The organism is Gloeocapsopsis crepidinum LEGE 06123 (genome assembly GCF_015207655.1).
GTDB lineage: Bacteria > Cyanobacteriota > Cyanobacteriia > Cyanobacteriales > Chroococcidiopsidaceae > Gloeocapsopsis > Gloeocapsopsis crepidinum.
The window spans coordinates 24,344-40,528 of sequence record NZ_JADEWN010000024.1 but is presented as its reverse complement, the minus strand read 5'-3'; the positions used below and the strand labels follow the sequence as shown (position 1 = coordinate 40,528).

Below are 16,185 nucleotides of genomic sequence, written 5' to 3'. Positions count from 1 at the left end.
GGCTTCTCTAGCTACTTTTATTGTGATGCAGCAATTATCAAATTTACAATTTCCCTCTACCGAGCAAATTGCAGCCGTCAGAGCATATATTAAACAAAGTTGGCAAACTTTGTCGCGATCGCCTGCAGATATTTTAGCTGCAGCTGATGATTCTAAAATTGAACGTGGCGAAAACGCACCTTGGCTTGTCTATGTTTCTTCCAAAGAAGACCGCTTAACAGTTGAACAATCATTACAACAAATTCTAAGTAAAGAAGAATTTGATGCCTTAGAAGTTAAAACTTTACCCGCAGATATTTCTCAAATTCAAGAACACGGATTACTTTATCTGCCAGGTTCCTACGTTGTTCCTGGAGGACGTTTTAATGAAATGTTTGGTTGGGATAGTTATTTTATTTTATTAGGGTTACTGCAAGATCGAGAATTAGAACTTGGGCAAAGCTTAGTCAATCAACTTGTCTACGAAATTGAACATTACGGCACAATTTTAAATGCTAACCGTACCTATTTCTTGACGCGATCGCAACCTCCTGTATTAACTTTAATGGTGTTAGCACTGTTTGAGCATACGCAAGATGAACAATGGTTGCAATCAGTACTTCCGGCAATTGAAAAGTATTACACTTTCTGGATCACAGAACCACATCTACACCCAGAAACAGGGCTTTCACGTTTTTTTGACTCTGGAACAGGACCCGCACCTGAAGTTATCAGTGATGAAAAAGATGATGCGGGAAGAACTCACTATGACAGAATTTTGGAGCATTATACTACACAAGAAATCGCCGGACTAGATGTATATTATGACTCAGCAAGCGGCTTCACCGAATCATTTTACCAAGGCGATCGCTCGATGCGCGAATCAGGATTTGATTGTTCGCATCGCTTCGGATTGTTTAATCTCGAAATTACTCAATATTTACCTGTATGTTTGAATGTTTTGCTGTATCAAATGGAGCAAGATATAGCACAAATTTATCAAATTTTACGTAAAAAATCATTAGGAAAAATATGGAGCGATCGCGCCACCAAGCGCAGTCAAATTATTAATCAATTAATGTGGGACGAACAAGCAGGACTTTATTTTGATTATAACTTTGTCACGCATCAACGCAGTCAGTATGAATTTGCTACTACATTCTATCCTTTATGGGCTGGGATAGCTTCGCAAAAACAAGCTGAGAAAGTAGTGGAAAACTTATCAAAATTTTTAGCGCCAGGTGGTTTACTAACTAGTACTAATGTAACAGGCAATCAATGGGACGCGCCGTTTGGTTGGGCACCTTTACATTTAATGACTGTACAAGGTTTAAGCCGTTATCATTATCTCCCGCAAGCTAAAGATGTTGCTCAAAGATTTATTACATTAGTTGTCCGAGAATTTGAAAAATACGGCGCAATTGTCGAGAAATACGATGTAGTTAAATGTTCTGCCAACGTCTCTGATGAAATTCGCTTTGGCTATAGTTCCAACGAAATCGGTTTTGGCTGGACTAACGGAGTATTCTTAGAACTACTTAGTTTCTTAAGTCTGTAATGAGATTAGCATTTAGCACCACACAAGCTAATCGCTAATCGCTAACTGCTAACGACTTCACCCAAAGATAAAAATATTTATTTTTCAATTACCCATTACAATTTTACAATTTACTCAGTTACTTGCTTCTTGTGATTTCAACGGTAATTTTGCCACCAAAATCAGGAATTGGGGCAGCGATTTTTGTTAAGCGAACTTGAACTTGTTTGACGCGATCAGATTCTAGAATAGATGTAGCGATCGCATCCACCAAGCGTTCGATCAACGCATATTTTGAGGTTTTAACCAAGTGCTGCACGTCATTAATCACGCTACGGTAGTCGAGAGTATCCTCAATCGCATCGCTCTTACCTGCTACGGATAAATCTAACCATAGCGTCAAATTTACCTCAAACCATTGACCCAAAACCTGTTCTTCGGGCAAATAACCTGTGTAACCGTAGCAGCGAATTCCTGTTAAATGAAAACAGTCCATACAATTTTCCTTATCATTAGCTAATGGCTAATCGCTCATTGCTTGCTCATGCTTGATTTCAGCAACACCAATACCGTCTGGGCTTCTATTTTAGCGGAGACATTCAAACGGCTAGGATTAACAACAGCCGTGATTTGTCCAGGTTCGCGATCTACACCACTAGCGATCGCCTTTGCCCAAACTGATGGAGTCGAAGCAATACCTATTTTAGACGAACGTTCAGCAGCATTCTTTGCATTGGGAATTGCTCGTCAAGCAGGACACCCAGTAGTATTAGTTTGTACCTCAGGAACCGCCGCTGCAAATTTCTACCCCGCAGTTATTGAAGCACGAGAAAGCCGAGTTCCTCTGGTTGTCTTAACCGCAGATCGTCCCCCAGAACTACGTGATTGTCATTCAGGACAAACAATCGATCAAACAAAGTTATACAATACATACCCCAACTGGTACGCTGAATTAGCACTACCTTCATTAGATATTGAAATCTTGGCGTATCTACGCCAAACACTGATTCATGCATGGGAGCGATCGCGCTATCCTGTTGCTGGAGTCGTCCATCTCAATATTCCCTTTCGCGATCCTTTAGCACCCATCCCCGACACCACCGCAGCTGCATTACAATCACAACTTGAACCTGAAGACTTCTTTTATGGAATAACATCTTCACCCCTCACCCCTCACCCCGGACTTCGTCTTGCTGGGCTTCGCCTCGCTTCGCTAACGCCAACACCCCTCACCCCTCTTCAAGAGTGGAAACAATACGATCGCGGAATTATCATCGCCGGAATCGCCCAACCGCAACAACCACGCGAATATTGTGGCGCGATCGCCCAACTTGCTAAAACACTTAAATTTCCCGTACTCGCCGAAGCACTTTCCCCAGCCAGAAACTACGCGGATCTCAATCCTTATTTGATTTCTACCTACGATTTGATTGTGCGCAATCCTCAATTAGCACAACAGCTACAACCAAAAATTGTCATTCAAATCGGGGAACTTCCCACAAGTAAAGACTTGCGTCACTGGTTAAGTGTTACGCAACCGCAGCGCTGGATTGTTGATCCTTGCGATCATAATCTCGATCCACTGCATGGCAAAACAATTCATTTACGAACCACAGTAGAACAGCTAGCGCAATTGATTGAACCGAAAGCACCAACTGCCTATTTACAGTTGTGGTGTGATGTGGAAGCTAAAGTAAGGTCAGCGTGCGATCGCACAATGACTGAAATTGATCATTTGTTTGAAGGTAAAGCCGCCTGGTTACTGTCGCAAACATTACCACCAGCAACACCCCTATTCGTTGCCAATAGTATGCCTGTGCGCGATATGGAGTTTTTCTGGAAACCGAGTAATTCCAATATTCGCCCATTTTTTAATCGGGGCGCAAATGGTATTGATGGCACATTGTCCACTGCCTTAGGAGTAGCATATCGCAATCAAAGTAGCGTGTTACTCACTGGCGATTTAGCTTTATTACACGATACAAACGGTTTTTTAATTAACAATAAGTTTGTTGGACATTTAACAATTGTTCTGATTAATAATAACGGTGGTGGTATTTTTGAAATGCTGCCTATTTCTAAGTTTGAACCACCCTTTGAAGAGTTTTTTGCTACACCACAAAATATAGATTTTGCTCAACTATGTGCTACTTACAATGTAGAGCATGAGCTAATTTATTCTTGGGAACAATTGCAACAAAAACTCAATCCACTTCCTACAAAAGGTATACGAGTTTTAGAGTTAAAAACTGATAGAAAAGCTGACGCTAAGTGGCGAAAAGATAATTTAGGAAAGTTGGCAACAGAATATTTATAATTTTAAGTTTTTAATTTCCAGCTTTATCAATCACAATCCGTAGAAAATCTTGAGGTTTTAAAATTAAAATTCCGGCAAACCTTTCAAGCATTAGTAAATTGCGATCGCCTGTAACAATAGCATATACATCACCTGCAAGGCAGTAGCTAAAGAGTAAGCCTGAAACCCAAACATTGGTGTCAAGGAGAACTTTCATGCTCTCGGATTTGAAGTACGAATCTCGTGTACTATTTGACTAATCTCTTCTAAAGTAGGTTGATTAGGATCAGTACCAAGTTCTTTCACCTTCTCAAGTAGATCAGCTAGCTCTAAATTCTTTTGAACTTTCTTAAATAAAAAACCATCTTTTGTTTTCCACACAATGTATTCATCACTAGGATGAAGATGTGCTTGAATCTCTGCTGGAATTTCTAGTTGTCTTTGTTCTGTGATACTAACAATAATAGCTTTATCCATGATACATTCTCTTACTTATTAGGGAGATAAGCGATCGATTAAGATGTTGTGTGCAGTTATTTTTGCCTACCTCACTGTTTAACTAATACAGTTTTACACCAACTGTATAAAACGAGCGATCGCTTTCACTAACAAAGTTACAGTATTTTCTATCGTAGTCTTACTTCATTCACTCTAAGAATTCGATTCCGTACTTACGAGCAATTGCAGCCATCGATTTGTTATTCGAGAACTTTGGAATTGTAGAAGCAGATGTTTCATCCGTAACTCGGTTTCCCAAGCTGTTGCTCATCTCATATTCAAACTTTTGGAACCAAAGTTGCCCTGGGTTTCCTGCAATTGAGGTAAAAAGTAAGTACTTTCCTGGAGTTGTCCCAACATTTTTGTAGGCGTGAGGCGCACCAGAGGGAATGTGAATGAAATCTCCAGCAGTGGCTTTAACTGTGTCTTCGGGTGAAGCACCATAAAACTCGAATTCTCCATCAACAATGTAAAAAACTTCTGGTGGATGTTTGTGCAAAGGTGGTCCTGACTGGGGAGCAGCTGTAATTTCAATCACCGATAATTCTCCTGGAGTGTCCTCACTGAGAGTTTTGAATGTGATAAAATCGCCTCCAACTTGAAATGTTTCGCCTTTTCCAGGATGAATCAACTGAATAGGTTGATTTGATGTGGAAGGGATAGAGATTGCCTCTGGCGCTGCGCTCCGCGCAATCGCTGCCCATGCATTCAGGGGCATTACAAGCATTAAAACAGTGAATAAGACAAATGCAATAATCGTTTTCATCAGTTGATGCTCCAAATATGTAGGATGCTCAGTATTACAAGATGGGAGTTGTTTGCCCTAAAATCATTTGCCAGCGTCCATTCCGCCTTAGATATACATGAGAGTCACGCACCTGTTTTGTTTTTTGTCCTTTGAACGTTAAGGACAAGCGAAAATTGAGAATAGCAACGCTATCTCCGTACCAATACACTTGCAGTTCATCTGTGCTAAATGATTCAAGCTCTACAGTTTTAGCGTTCTCCAATTCCATTGCTTTATTTGCAACATGACCGTTTGGAAAAACACTGAGAAAATCATCCGGTAAGTCTTGCTCAAGAGTGGCTAGATCGTGCTGAAGAATAGCATTGAGGAAGGCTGTATATAAGGTTTTCAGTTCGCGTTCGTCTGCTTCTCGATTTGCATTCATTTCTCAGAATCAGAAGATCTCTTAAGAGGATACTGATCTTACGCGCTCATGTCTTGCGAGTTATTGCAAAATTTGTCGGGATCTTGCACAACTTACAAACTGTCTCGGTAGACTTTCGGTGTAACACCAATGTAGCGATGAAACAGATCAGTGAAGTGACTTTGGCTTTGAAATCCAACGAGATGGCAAATTTCGACAATTGACAAGTTTCGCTGAGCTAATAGCTGTTTAGCTTTTTCAATACGGCAGGTGGTTACATATCGATGTAATGTAACTCCCATTGCTCGTTTGAATAGTCGAATGAGATAATACTTGCTTATCTGTGCAATACTTGCTAGCTCGTCAAGGCTCAATTCTTGCTCAAGATTACTATGAATGTAATTAATGATTTGCCGTAACTGATAATTGGAAAAACCGCCTGGAGTTGGCGTGAGTGATGTCCAATGCGCGTGATGTCTTAAAAGTTGTATTGTTAAAGTTGCCATCATCGATTCAAGATAAAGCTTTCCTCCCAAACCTTGGCTTTGTAATTCGGTTTTTAACGCTAAACCAATTTGATGAATGAGAGAATCTTGACGTTTATAGTGAGGTATTAATTCCAACTGATGGCGATCGCTTAAATCTAATACCATTTGCTGCATATAAACAGGCTCTAAATGCAGAAGTAGAAATTCAATCGGTCGATCCCAAATGACTCGGCGACTCATCCCTATCGGCAAAACCGTAAAGTTTCCCGTGTCCATCTGATTTTGCTGATAATATCCGTCGTACCACTGTTCCACATTGTAGGGATTGCCAAGGTTGAGGATGATTCTGTGTTCCGTCAGTAAACAGGTTTCTGGTAGCTCATAGGCGGGTTGTTGAAAATGCTCAACAACGAAACTATCGAGCGTTGCTTTGCCTAAGCAAAGCCGAGAGGATGCAGTACTAATTTCCTCATGCATAGGCTGTTGCATATCTCTCATTCAACCTATTCTATTGATAAATTATGCTCCAGTTTAGTGATGAATGCTTAAAGATAAGTTTCAGCTAATACATTATTTCAACTTAAACGACTCTTGCGTAAGTTTTATACTATTTCGACTGAAGGCATAATAAAGGCACTTAACTAACAGAACCTGCGTTAAAATTCTCAAACTGGAAGCGCGATCGCACACTTTATGCAAAACTGGCAAACGGCTAAAACCTACGAAGATATCCTTTATCACAAAACTGACGGTATCGCCAAAATTACAATCAATCGTCCGCACAAGCGGAATGCGTTTCGTCCCAAAACTGTGTTTGAACTTTACGATGCTTTTGTTGATGCGCGTGAAGATACGAGTATTGGTGTTGTTTTATTTACGGGTGCAGGACCACATACGGATGGAAAATATGCGTTTTGTGCGGGGGGCGATCAAAGTGTCAGAGGAACTGCAGGATATGTCGATGATGATGGCGTGCCTCGGTTAAATGTATTAGATTTACAGCGTTTAATTCGTTCGATGCCGAAAGTCGTCATTGCCCTTGTGGCTGGGTATGCGATCGGTGGCGGACACGTACTACATCTGATTTGTGACTTAACAATCGCTGCGGATAACGCAGTTTTTGGTCAAACAGGGCCTAAAGTCGGTAGCTTTGATGGCGGATTTGGTGCAAGTTACCTCGCCCGCGTTGTGGGACAAAAAAAAGCACGAGAGATTTGGTTTCTTTGTCGCCAATACACCGCAGCCCAAGCACTAGAAATGGGTTTAGTTAACTGCGTTGTGCCTGTAGAACAATTAGAAGCCGAAGGAATTCAATGGGCAAATGAAATTCTAGAAAAAAGCCCGATCGCAATTCGCTGTCTCAAAGCTGCATTCAATGCTGATTGTGACGGTCAAGCTGGTTTACAAGAACTTGCCGGAAACGCAACTTTACTCTACTACATGACTGAAGAAGGAGCCGAAGGAAAACAAGCTTTCTTAGAAAAGCGCAAACCCGATTTTCGTCAATACCCTTGGCTACCTTGAGAAGGGGTGAGGGGTGTGGGATGAGGAGTGAGGGAAAGAAAATGTCGACTTGGTTCTAATGAAGTATGGTTGGATTCACAAAATATTGTCGATGGTTTAGGCACAAGTGCTGGCTCATCGGGCACAATCATAACTTTCTTAATATCCCACGAGGGGGCAAAAGCTGGAAGTGATAATTCACAAGCTTTCCAACTTCCTTGAACTGGTGCTCCCAACATTTGACAACACCCACCACGCCTTCCTTCTGGTTGATAGTAGCGACAGTAGCGACAGGCAGAAGTTGGATTTACATTTTTCATAGGAATGCTGTTTAGCAATTGTCCATCGCCTGTTATTGTGCCGCTATATAAAAAATCCTTAAAGCTAGCAAATGATTAATTGGTATAGCTTTCGGCTATTTTCATAAATCAGAAAATTCATGTTTTCTTTATATTCTTGTTATATTGCGATACAAATGTATGAGTGAAAGGCTATAGCTTTTGATTAAAACAACCAAGGGATCAGCAAGAAACAAAATAAATTGCTTTGCGAACTCAGATACAATTTATTAAAAATCAGTATAAATATGGATAGATTTAGATAAATACTATGAGGTAAGATGTATTTTCCAGTAACTACGGCATTGACATTTTTAAGTTTAATTGATAGAAGGCTTAATATTGAATTGTCCAAAAACTTAATAACTAAGCTAATTGATTGATTTGATTAGTTGTTTACCATCTTTTAGCAGCACAAAAAGAGCATACTTCCCATCGCTGTAGTTCTCCATGTGGAGTAGGGCATTGACATTGAGGACAAAGTGGTAGCCCTTGCGATCGCGATCGCGTCGTCTCTTGCCAATGTTGAAACGCAGCACGCGGATTTTGAATAGCAGCCTGCGCTTTATTTTTACGACTACCCACTGTGACAACATAGCTAGGGTGATTGTTTTTTGCTGGAGTATCTTTTTTATCTACTTGCGATCGCTGCCATCCTGCTGTAGAAAAACGAATATCGGTTAAGGGATCTAGCAAATAAGGATTTAGTTTCGTTAAGATGCGCTGGCGTTCAAAAGTGAGAGTTTGCGCCCAAGCCGCGCTAGATGTTGCCACCCACAGTATATTGCGTTGAATCGAAAGCGGTCGCGTATGTGATGCAACTGCAACACCAACAACATCAGACCAACATTTGGTAACACGTTGCAAAGGTTGCTCGTGCCAAGCAGTTTGCTCAATGAAAGCACCCACGAGTTGCTCAAGGGATTTGAAAGACATTTTTGAGTCTAGGTGCTAAGAGGTGGAGGTTAGGAGAGAGAAGGTACGATACCATGATTCTAATACTCCGACTAAGATGTTACCAATTTGGTGAGTTGCGGTCGGAACGGGCAAGATGCAGCTTTTGTAACCAAATGGAGAGCCATCATGGGACTGATTGACCGCATCGGGCGGGTATTTAGAGCGAATGTCAATTCTTTAGTAAGTAATGCAGAAGATCCAGAAAAAATTTTAGAGCAAACAGTCTCACAGATGCAGGACGATCTGGTACAACTGCGACAAGCGGTAGCAAGTGCGATCGCCACGCAAAAACGCACAGAACGCCAGGCACAACAAGCAGAATTTACTGCTGAAGAATGGTATCGTCGCGCTCAACTAGCATTACAACAAGGAAATGATACCTTAGCCCGCGAAGCCTTGACAAAGCGCAAGTCTTACCAAGAAACTGCCACCGCTATGCAAGCGCAAATTGAACAGCAAAATTCAATAGTAGCTCGCATGAAAAAGGATATGCAGACGCTAGAAAGCAAAATATCTGAGGCAAAAACTAAAAAAGATATGTACATTGCGCGGGCGCGTTCTGCACAAGCAACAGCAAGACTCAATGAAACCCTAGGCGGAGTTAATACTAGTAAATCATTAGGAGCTTTTGAGCGCATGGAAGAAAAAGTCATGCAACTCGAAGCCCAGTCAGATCTGATCGCCGAAATGGGAACCGACGATTTACAAAAACAATTTGATACTCTCGCAGCAGGTGATGATATTGATGATGAACTCGCGCAAATGAAAGCACAGCTTACAGGAACGCCAAATTTGCCTCAGTTACCTGATCCTACTAAAGATAGAGATATCAAGCGTAGGGAATAGCATTTTGTATAAATTAAGCAAGTGAAAGCAAATTAACTTAAAGGCTGGTAATCGGTAACTGGTGACTGGTAATTGGTAAATAGCTTTGTCTGCTCTTCATTGCCCATTACCTAAGATAAAAGAGAAGCTCTTTTAATTTCGGTGTTGAACTAAATAACATAGTATTGCACCACGTTATAACCTCAACCTATCTTGCACACCTTAAGAGAACAAAGTTATGGGATTATTTGATCGGATCAGTCGGGTTGTCAAATCTAACCTCAACGACATGGTTAGCAAAGCTGAAGACCCAGAAAAGATGTTGGAACAGTCACTGCTGGAAATGCAGGAAGACTTGGTTCAACTACGTCAGAGTGTCGCCCAGGCGATCGCAGCACAAAAACGCACTGAGCAACAATATAATCAAGCTCAGAATGAAGCAAATAAGTGGCAGCGCAATGCCCAACTAGCCCTGCAAAAAGGCGATGAAAATTTAGCACGCCAAGCACTTGAGCGCAAAAAAAATTATGCAGAAACTGCCAATGCCTTACGCGGTAGTTTAGATCAGCAAACAGGTCAAATTGACACGCTTAAGAAAAACTTAATTGCTTTAGAAAGTAAAATTTCTGAAGCAAAAACGAAAAAAGATATGCTCAAGGCACGCATTAGTGCCGCTAAAGCACAAGAGCAACTTCAAGGCGCTGTTGGCAGAATGGGAACAAGTAGTGCCTCGGCAGCCTTTGAGCGAATGGAAGAAAAAGTCATGTTGCAAGAAGCCCGCGCCCAATCAGCGGCTGAGTTAGCAACAGATAATCTTGAAAGTCAGTTTGCCGCGCTAGAAGCAGGAAGTGATGTTGATGATGAATTAGCAGCCCTCAAAGCGCAAATGTCCCTCCCAGAAGGTTCTTCACCGCAACAATCACTACCACCATCAGAACAGCCCTCTAAATCTCAATCTGAGCCAGTTGACGCCGATTTGGAAGAATTGAAAAAACAACTAGATCAACTCTAAATCAGTAATTATTAACTTGATAAGATGTAAGCCTTGATAGATACCTTGATGCAAAGGAACAATCAGGGCTTAGCTACCGCACTTGTCAAATTTTGTCTTCTACAATGTTTGTAAAGCTGCAAAACAAGTCAAAATACTGTAGTCAGTAATTTTGTTTGAAGAATAACGCCATGAGCAGCGTCACTACAATATCAGATCAAGAATTTGAAACCGAAGTTTTGCAAACAAACCAGCCAGTATTAGTTTACTTTTGGGCTTCCTGGTGTGGTCCTTGTCGTTTAATGTCGCCAACAATTGATTGGGCAGCAACAACTTATAGCGATCGCCTGAAAGTTGTCAAAATGGAAGTAGACCCCAACCCTGAAACTGTCAAGCAGTATCAAGTTGAAGGTGTACCGGCACTGCGACTATTTCAAGATCAGCAAGTGCTAGAAGCTACCGAGGGAGTTATTCCCAAACAAAAATTGATCGACATTTTAGAAACTCACCTGTCTGCCTAAGGCTAGATCAACACCGCAATCATTGCTGTGGACATAATGATGAATTAAAGATAAATAGCTTCACAACTGGTATAAAGCCTCAAAATTATGAGTTATCAAGTCCAAAAGAAAATTCAATTTGTACAGAGTTAACTCAAAACTTAAAACTCAAAACTCAAAACTTTGAAACGATATGGAGTTTGCCAAGCGTTTAGAATATCTCCAAGCAAATGTCTTTGCAGATATGGATCAGGCAAAGGCAAGGGCAGCCGCAGCAGGAAAAGACTTAATTGACTTGTCGTTAGGATCTTCAGATCTTCCAGCCGCCCCTCATGTTCTTGATGCGATCGCTCAATCTTTACCAGATCGCAACACTCATGGTTATTTGCTGTTTCACGGTACTCGTGCATTTCGGGAAGCTGCCGCAAGTTGGTATACTCAAAAATTTGGGATTCTTGTCGATCCAGAAACCGAAGTACTACCGTTAATTGGTTCCCAAGAGGGTACGGCGCATTTACCACTTGCAGTATTAAATCCAGGTGATTTTGCTTTGTTACTCGATCCTGGCTATCCTTCACACGCTGGTGGTGTCTACTTAGCAAGTGGTCAAGTTTACCCGATGCCATTACGGGAAGAAAACGAATTTTTACCAGTATTTGCAGATATTCCCTCTCCCGTACTCGCACAATCACGGATGATGGTACTAAGCTATCCCCATAATCCCACAAGTGCGATCGCTCCTTTGGTATTCTTCCAAGAAGCTGTTGCGTTTTGCCAACAGCATAATCTTGTCTTAGTTCACGACTTTCCTTATGTCGATCTCGTTTTTACCCAAGGAAGTCAAAATTCCCAATCTCTAGCACCCTCAATTTTCCAAGCCGATCTCGAAAAATCTGTATCGATTGAGTTTTTTACACTCTCGAAATCATATAATATGGGCGGTTTTCGTGTTGGGTATGCAATCGGTAATGCCAAGCTAATTCGAGCATTACGCCAAGTCAAGGCTGCAGTTGATTTTAACCAATATCGCGGAATTTTAAACGGCGCGATCGCTGCTTTAACTGGTTCGCAAACTCAAGTTGCAACAGTAGTCGATACTTTCCGTCAGCGCCGCGATGCATTTGTCAATGCTTTGCATCGCATCAACTGGCAAGTGCCTACTCCAGATGCCACAATGTATGTCTGGGCAAAGCTACCTAAATCACAAGACAATTCGATTAAGTTTTGTACTCAACTTGTTGAAGCTACAGGCGTCGCTGCCTCTCCTGGTGCTGGCTTTGGTAAATTTGGTGAAGGTTATGTCCGATTTGCTTTAGTACATGACCCAACTATATTAGAAACAGCTGTTGAGCGAATTGAGATGTTTCTACATTCTCCTTAAACTTGTCGTGTTGAATAATAAATGCTTAGCTATGCAATGAGCAATGTAATACGTTGCTATATTTACTTTGCTAATCGCACTTATCAGGAGTTATCTTGCTAGAAAAAGTATTTTTGCTGATATGTAGCCTTTCCATTTTTTTAGGTATATAACTGTTGAATAAAGATAAAAAATAATAAATGTTTTTTTGTACTCAATAAATTTTCAAGAAAACATGCTAATTCTATGACACAAGGAGAAATCTTTTCATAAATGTTACGGTTAGAAACCACTATATCCCAAAAAAACTTGTGAGCAGCGAACAACAAAGTTCTACAGATGACACAGGTGCCGTAATCCCATCCTCTACTACCCGTACCAAAATTCTTATCGTAGAGGATAATGATTTGAATCGCCAAATGCTTGATGATTACTTAAGTTTTTGCGGCTATGAGATATTAAGCTTAGCCGATGGCACTTGCTTTTTTCAAAAAATGACAGAGTTTCAACCCCAACTTATTTTGTTGGATCTGAAGTTACCAGATATTGATGGATATAGCTTACTTGAGAAAATTCAGCAAAGAAGCGACTGGCGGCATCTTCCCATATTTGTTGTTTCTGCCTTTGCTTTCAGTGCAGATCAACAACGTGCATTGAGGTTAGGAGCAACGAGGTATTTTGTTAAGCCAGTGAATCTGACTGAGTTAAAACAGGCTATTAAAGAAGAATTATCTGCTTTCAATCAATAGAATAGTTGATTTTCTGCTATTTTGTTTTCTGTTCGCTAATAAACTCTTCTACTGTTTGGCTAAGGTTCTGCAAATCTTTGCTAACACTAGCAATATTTGCTTCTAGTTGTGCCAGTAATAAAACTGTTGTTTGCAGTTGATTGAGACTGCGATCAATCGTGCTGCGATATTGAGACTCAAATTCTTCCAAATTCATGGCTATGCTTTAGGTAGTAGTGAAACTTACAAGTATAAAAGTTTATATTTTAGTGTCTAGATACTAATCTATGCTCTAGCAATAAAAATGTCAGTCTTACTTGCTCCTACTTGCGATAATTTCATGTTTGCAAGCCTGAATTTGATGGCAACTTTAAACGCAAAGTTTTCAAGTATTATATCAAACCATAACTTAAATTAAAATCAGTAGTATCACTAAAAAAACTGAATAACAAAATGCTGTGGTTCGCCCTAGGATTGATGTAGAAAGATCAGTAGATCTGCATAATTCAACTAAAAATGCCAACTATTAAGATTATGAATCAAGGTTCAGCGGTCAAAAATTATTTCTCAAGCTTTTTGAGATTCTACAAGCTGTCATCGTCCCTTAGTAAGTAACATTACAAATTTTTCAGATTGAAACAGATAAAGCTTCTCTCACTAGTCAAAGGTGTAATTTAACGAATTTTCAATTCTCTGATTAACAATGACATCGGATACACTGTCAGAATCACCAGTCACAAAAACACTGCCACTCGTCAAAGAACCAGAACGTTTGGCACAGCGTTTAAAAGAAATTCCTGCCGAGCCAGGTGTCTATTTGATGCGTGATGCCAGCGATCGCATTATGTATATCGGTAAATCACGGAAACTGCGATCGCGGGTGCGCTCTTATTTTCGGGAATCACAGAAGTTGAGCGATCGCATCGCGATGATGGTGCGGCAAGTCACTGAAATTGAATTTATAGTCACGGATACTGAAACCGAAGCTCTAGCCCTGGAAGCCAACTTAATCAAGCAGCACCAGCCGTATTTCAACGTCTTACTCAAAGACGATAAGAAGTATCCCTATGTTTGTATTACTTGGTCAGAAGAATATCCCCGCATTTTCATCACGCGCAACCGCCGTCAAGGTAAAAAAGAAGATAAATTTTATGGTCCCTACACTGACTCGCGGTTGTTACGCACTATTCTGCGTCTGTCCAAACGAATTTTTGCTTTGCGACAACGCCCCCAACCACTATTTAAAGATCGCCCGTGTCTCAACTACGATTTAGGGCGCTGCCCTGGGGTATGTCAACAGTTAATTTCTCCTGAAGAATACCGTAAAACTGTCCAAAAGGTAGCAATGGTATTTCAGGGCAGAACTCAAGAACTGATTGATATTCTCACCCAACAAATGCACAAATCAGCAGAAGCACTGAATTTTGAATCAGCAGCCCGAATTCGCGACCAAATTACTGGGTTAAAGTCCCTAGGTGCAGAACAAAAGGTATCGTTGCCCGATGATACTGTATCGCGCGATGCGATCGCCCTCGCCGCAGATGACAAACTTGCTTGTGTCCAGCTATTTCAGATTCGTGCGGGACAATTAGTAGGACGTTTAGGATTTGTTGCAGATGCTCATGCTGAACCTGGAGCAATTCTACAGCGAGTTTTAGAGGAACATTACCAAACTGCTGATTCAGTCGAGATTCCCATCGAAATTGTGGTGCAACACGAGTTACTCGATGCCGAAATGTTAGCAACTGTGTTGAGCGATCGCAAAGGAAGGAAAGTGACGATTGTTGCGCCGCAGCGGGCGGTTAAAGCTGAATTGGTTGAGATGGTAGAACGTAATGCGGAATATGAATTAGAACGAACACAGAAATTGAGCGATCGCAATACGCAAGCAATGGAGGATCTTGCAGCCATTGTTGATTTACCTGATTTACCACACCGCATTGAAGGTTACGATATTTCTCATATTCAAGGCTCAAATGCTGTAGCGTCTCAAGTTGTTTTTGTTGATGGTTTACCAGCAAAGCAGTACTATCGCCACTATAAAATTAAGAATCCGACAGTCACATCTGGTCACTCAGATGATTTTGCTAGTCTTGCAGAAGTGATTCAGCGACGTTTTCGTAAATATGCCGCAGATCCGCAATTACAACGTGCAGGAAATCCTGATTGGCCCGATCTTGTAATGATTGATGGTGGTAAGGGACAGCTATCCTCAGTTGTAGCTGTATTGCAAGAAATGAATTTGATGGATGAATTGCGGGTCGTCAGCCTTGCTAAGCAGCGCGAAGAAATTTTCTTACCAGGTGAATCGCAGCCTTTATTCACCGAAGCTGAACAACCAGGAGTACAACTTTTGCGACGACTACGCGATGAAGCACACCGCTTTGCTGTAACATTTCATCGTCAACAGCGGAGTGACAAGTTACGGCGATCGCGCTTAGACGAAATTCCTGGTTTGGGGTATCACCGCCAAAAGCAGCTTTTAGCTCATTTCCGCTCAATTGACTACATTCGTCAAGCTACCCCTGAGCAATTAGCAGATGCACCAGGTATTGGTTCCCACCTGGCACAAGAAATTTATGCTTATTTTCATCCTTCTTAAGGTAGAAAATAACTGCTGTATTTTTGATAAGTGCTGATGTTCAGGACATCAGCCTTCTCAGTTTTTTATGACTAGTTAATCTATCTTAAGACAGAACCGAATTCTTAAGTAAATATTAAAGATAGACAGGGAAAGCGCCACTATAAGGCAAATTAGAGATTGTTTTGTAATATAGATAACACTCTTTACTAAATAATTTAATTAAAGTTAAATCTCTACCGAAATTAGATTAAACCAGTACAATACAAAAGAAATGATATTGGGGATCAGCAAAAACAAAAGTAATTTCGAGTTTTTTTTATTATTTTCTATCCCTAAAGTTATATGACAACTTCCCTTCTAAAATGGCAAGCTAGATATAGAGAAAGCCTATTTCTTAAAGGGATAGAGGGTGATTTATCTAATAATTTAAGATTTGTTGCTTTTTGTTTA

18 protein-coding genes are annotated in these 16,185 nt (G+C 40.8%); 9 read left to right on the top strand and 9 right to left on the bottom strand.

Annotated features, from left to right (window positions below):
• Nucleotides 1-25 precede the first annotated feature (25 nt).
• Nucleotides 26-1,537, top strand: a complete 1,512-nt coding sequence (locus IQ230_RS11515) for a trehalase family glycosidase (RefSeq protein WP_193932133.1) — start codon at nt 26-28, stop codon at nt 1,535-1,537.
• Nucleotides 1,538-1,655: 118 nt separating this feature from the next.
• Here the strand turns inward: IQ230_RS11515 and folB are convergent, their stop codons facing one another.
• Nucleotides 1,656-2,012, bottom strand: a complete 357-nt coding sequence (folB, locus tag IQ230_RS11510) for a dihydroneopterin aldolase (protein WP_193932132.1) — start codon at nt 2,010-2,012, stop codon at nt 1,656-1,658.
• Nucleotides 2,013-2,060: 48 nt separating this feature from the next.
• Here folB and menD point away from each other — a divergent pair, with 48 nt between their 5' ends.
• Nucleotides 2,061-3,833 (top strand): 2-succinyl-5-enolpyruvyl-6-hydroxy-3-cyclohexene-1-carboxylic-acid synthase, encoded by a 1,773-nt coding sequence (menD, locus tag IQ230_RS11505; protein ID WP_193932131.1) that lies wholly within the window; start codon nt 2,061-2,063, stop codon nt 3,831-3,833.
• 10 nt (nt 3,834-3,843) lie between these two features.
• On the opposite strand, the gene IQ230_RS11500 is transcribed toward menD, so the two are convergent.
• The 5 genes from IQ230_RS11500 to IQ230_RS11480 form a co-directional block, all read right to left on the bottom strand.
• Entirely contained in the window at nt 3,844-4,029 is a 186-nt protein-coding gene (locus tag IQ230_RS11500) for a hypothetical protein (RefSeq protein ID WP_193932130.1), read from the bottom strand.
• Entirely contained in the window at nt 4,026-4,289 is a 264-nt protein-coding gene (locus tag IQ230_RS11495) for a hypothetical protein (protein ID WP_228054776.1), read from the bottom strand. The genes IQ230_RS11500 and IQ230_RS11495 overlap by 4 nt, the downstream gene beginning before the upstream one ends.
• 169 nt (nt 4,290-4,458) lie before the next feature.
• The gene (locus IQ230_RS11490) at nt 4,459-5,076 is read right to left on the bottom strand and encodes a cupin domain-containing protein (RefSeq protein WP_193932129.1); all 618 of its coding nucleotides are present in this window, start codon (nt 5,074-5,076) and stop codon (nt 4,459-4,461) included.
• A gap of 34 nt (nt 5,077-5,110) precedes the next feature.
• On the bottom strand, nt 5,111-5,482 hold the full coding sequence (locus tag IQ230_RS11485) for a nuclear transport factor 2 family protein (RefSeq protein WP_193932128.1): 372 nt from the start codon (nt 5,480-5,482) through the stop codon (nt 5,111-5,113).
• A 92-nt stretch (nt 5,483-5,574) separates the two neighbouring features.
• Nucleotides 5,575-6,438, bottom strand: a complete 864-nt coding sequence (locus tag IQ230_RS11480; RefSeq protein ID WP_193932127.1) for a helix-turn-helix transcriptional regulator — start codon at nt 6,436-6,438, stop codon at nt 5,575-5,577.
• Between the two features lie 204 nt (nt 6,439-6,642).
• Between IQ230_RS11480 and menB the strand changes: the two genes are divergently transcribed.
• Nucleotides 6,643-7,473: a 1,4-dihydroxy-2-naphthoyl-CoA synthase gene (gene menB, locus IQ230_RS11475; RefSeq protein ID WP_099701518.1), complete on the top strand. Its 831-nt coding sequence runs from the start codon at nt 6,643-6,645 to the stop codon at nt 7,471-7,473.
• Here the strand turns inward: menB and IQ230_RS11470 are convergent.
• Both IQ230_RS11470 and IQ230_RS11465 read right to left on the bottom strand, forming a co-directional pair.
• Entirely contained in the window at nt 7,452-7,772 is a 321-nt protein-coding gene (locus IQ230_RS11470; RefSeq protein WP_193932126.1) for a hypothetical protein, read from the bottom strand. The two genes, menB and IQ230_RS11470, sit on opposite strands and share 22 nt — an antisense overlap.
• 414 nt (nt 7,773-8,186) lie before the next feature.
• Nucleotides 8,187-8,726, bottom strand: a complete 540-nt coding sequence (locus tag IQ230_RS11465; RefSeq protein WP_193932125.1) for a DUF721 domain-containing protein — start codon at nt 8,724-8,726, stop codon at nt 8,187-8,189.
• A gap of 147 nt (nt 8,727-8,873) precedes the next feature.
• Between IQ230_RS11465 and IQ230_RS11460 the strand changes: the two genes are divergently transcribed.
• The 5 genes from IQ230_RS11460 (at nt 8,874) to IQ230_RS11440 (ending at nt 13,172) form a co-directional block, all read left to right on the top strand.
• Entirely contained in the window at nt 8,874-9,593 is a 720-nt protein-coding gene (locus IQ230_RS11460; protein ID WP_193932124.1) for a PspA/IM30 family protein, read from the top strand.
• Nucleotides 9,594-9,810: 217 nt separating this feature from the next.
• A complete protein-coding gene (locus tag IQ230_RS11455; RefSeq protein WP_193932123.1) occupies nt 9,811-10,584 on the top strand; it encodes a PspA/IM30 family protein in 774 nt (257 codons plus the stop codon).
• 170 nt (nt 10,585-10,754) lie between these two features.
• Entirely contained in the window at nt 10,755-11,084 is a 330-nt protein-coding gene (trxA, locus tag IQ230_RS11450) for a thioredoxin (protein ID WP_193932122.1), read from the top strand.
• Nucleotides 11,085-11,256: 172 nt separating this feature from the next.
• Entirely contained in the window at nt 11,257-12,444 is a 1,188-nt protein-coding gene (locus IQ230_RS11445) for an LL-diaminopimelate aminotransferase (protein WP_193932121.1), read from the top strand.
• A 290-nt stretch (nt 12,445-12,734) separates the two neighbouring features.
• Complete coding sequence (locus IQ230_RS11440) at nt 12,735-13,172, top strand: response regulator (protein ID WP_322742392.1); 438 nt, start codon at nt 12,735-12,737, stop codon at nt 13,170-13,172.
• A 16-nt stretch (nt 13,173-13,188) separates the two neighbouring features.
• Here IQ230_RS11440 and IQ230_RS11435 read toward each other — a convergent pair whose 3' ends face one another.
• The gene (locus IQ230_RS11435; protein ID WP_099701525.1) at nt 13,189-13,368 is read right to left on the bottom strand and encodes a hypothetical protein; all 180 of its coding nucleotides are present in this window, start codon (nt 13,366-13,368) and stop codon (nt 13,189-13,191) included.
• Nucleotides 13,369-13,854: 486 nt separating this feature from the next.
• Between IQ230_RS11435 and uvrC the strand changes: the two genes are divergently transcribed.
• Nucleotides 13,855-15,753, top strand: coding sequence for an excinuclease ABC subunit UvrC (uvrC, locus tag IQ230_RS11430; RefSeq protein ID WP_193932120.1), 1,899 nt, complete (start codon nt 13,855-13,857; stop codon nt 15,751-15,753).
• The last annotated feature ends 432 nt before the right edge of the window (nt 15,754-16,185 follow it).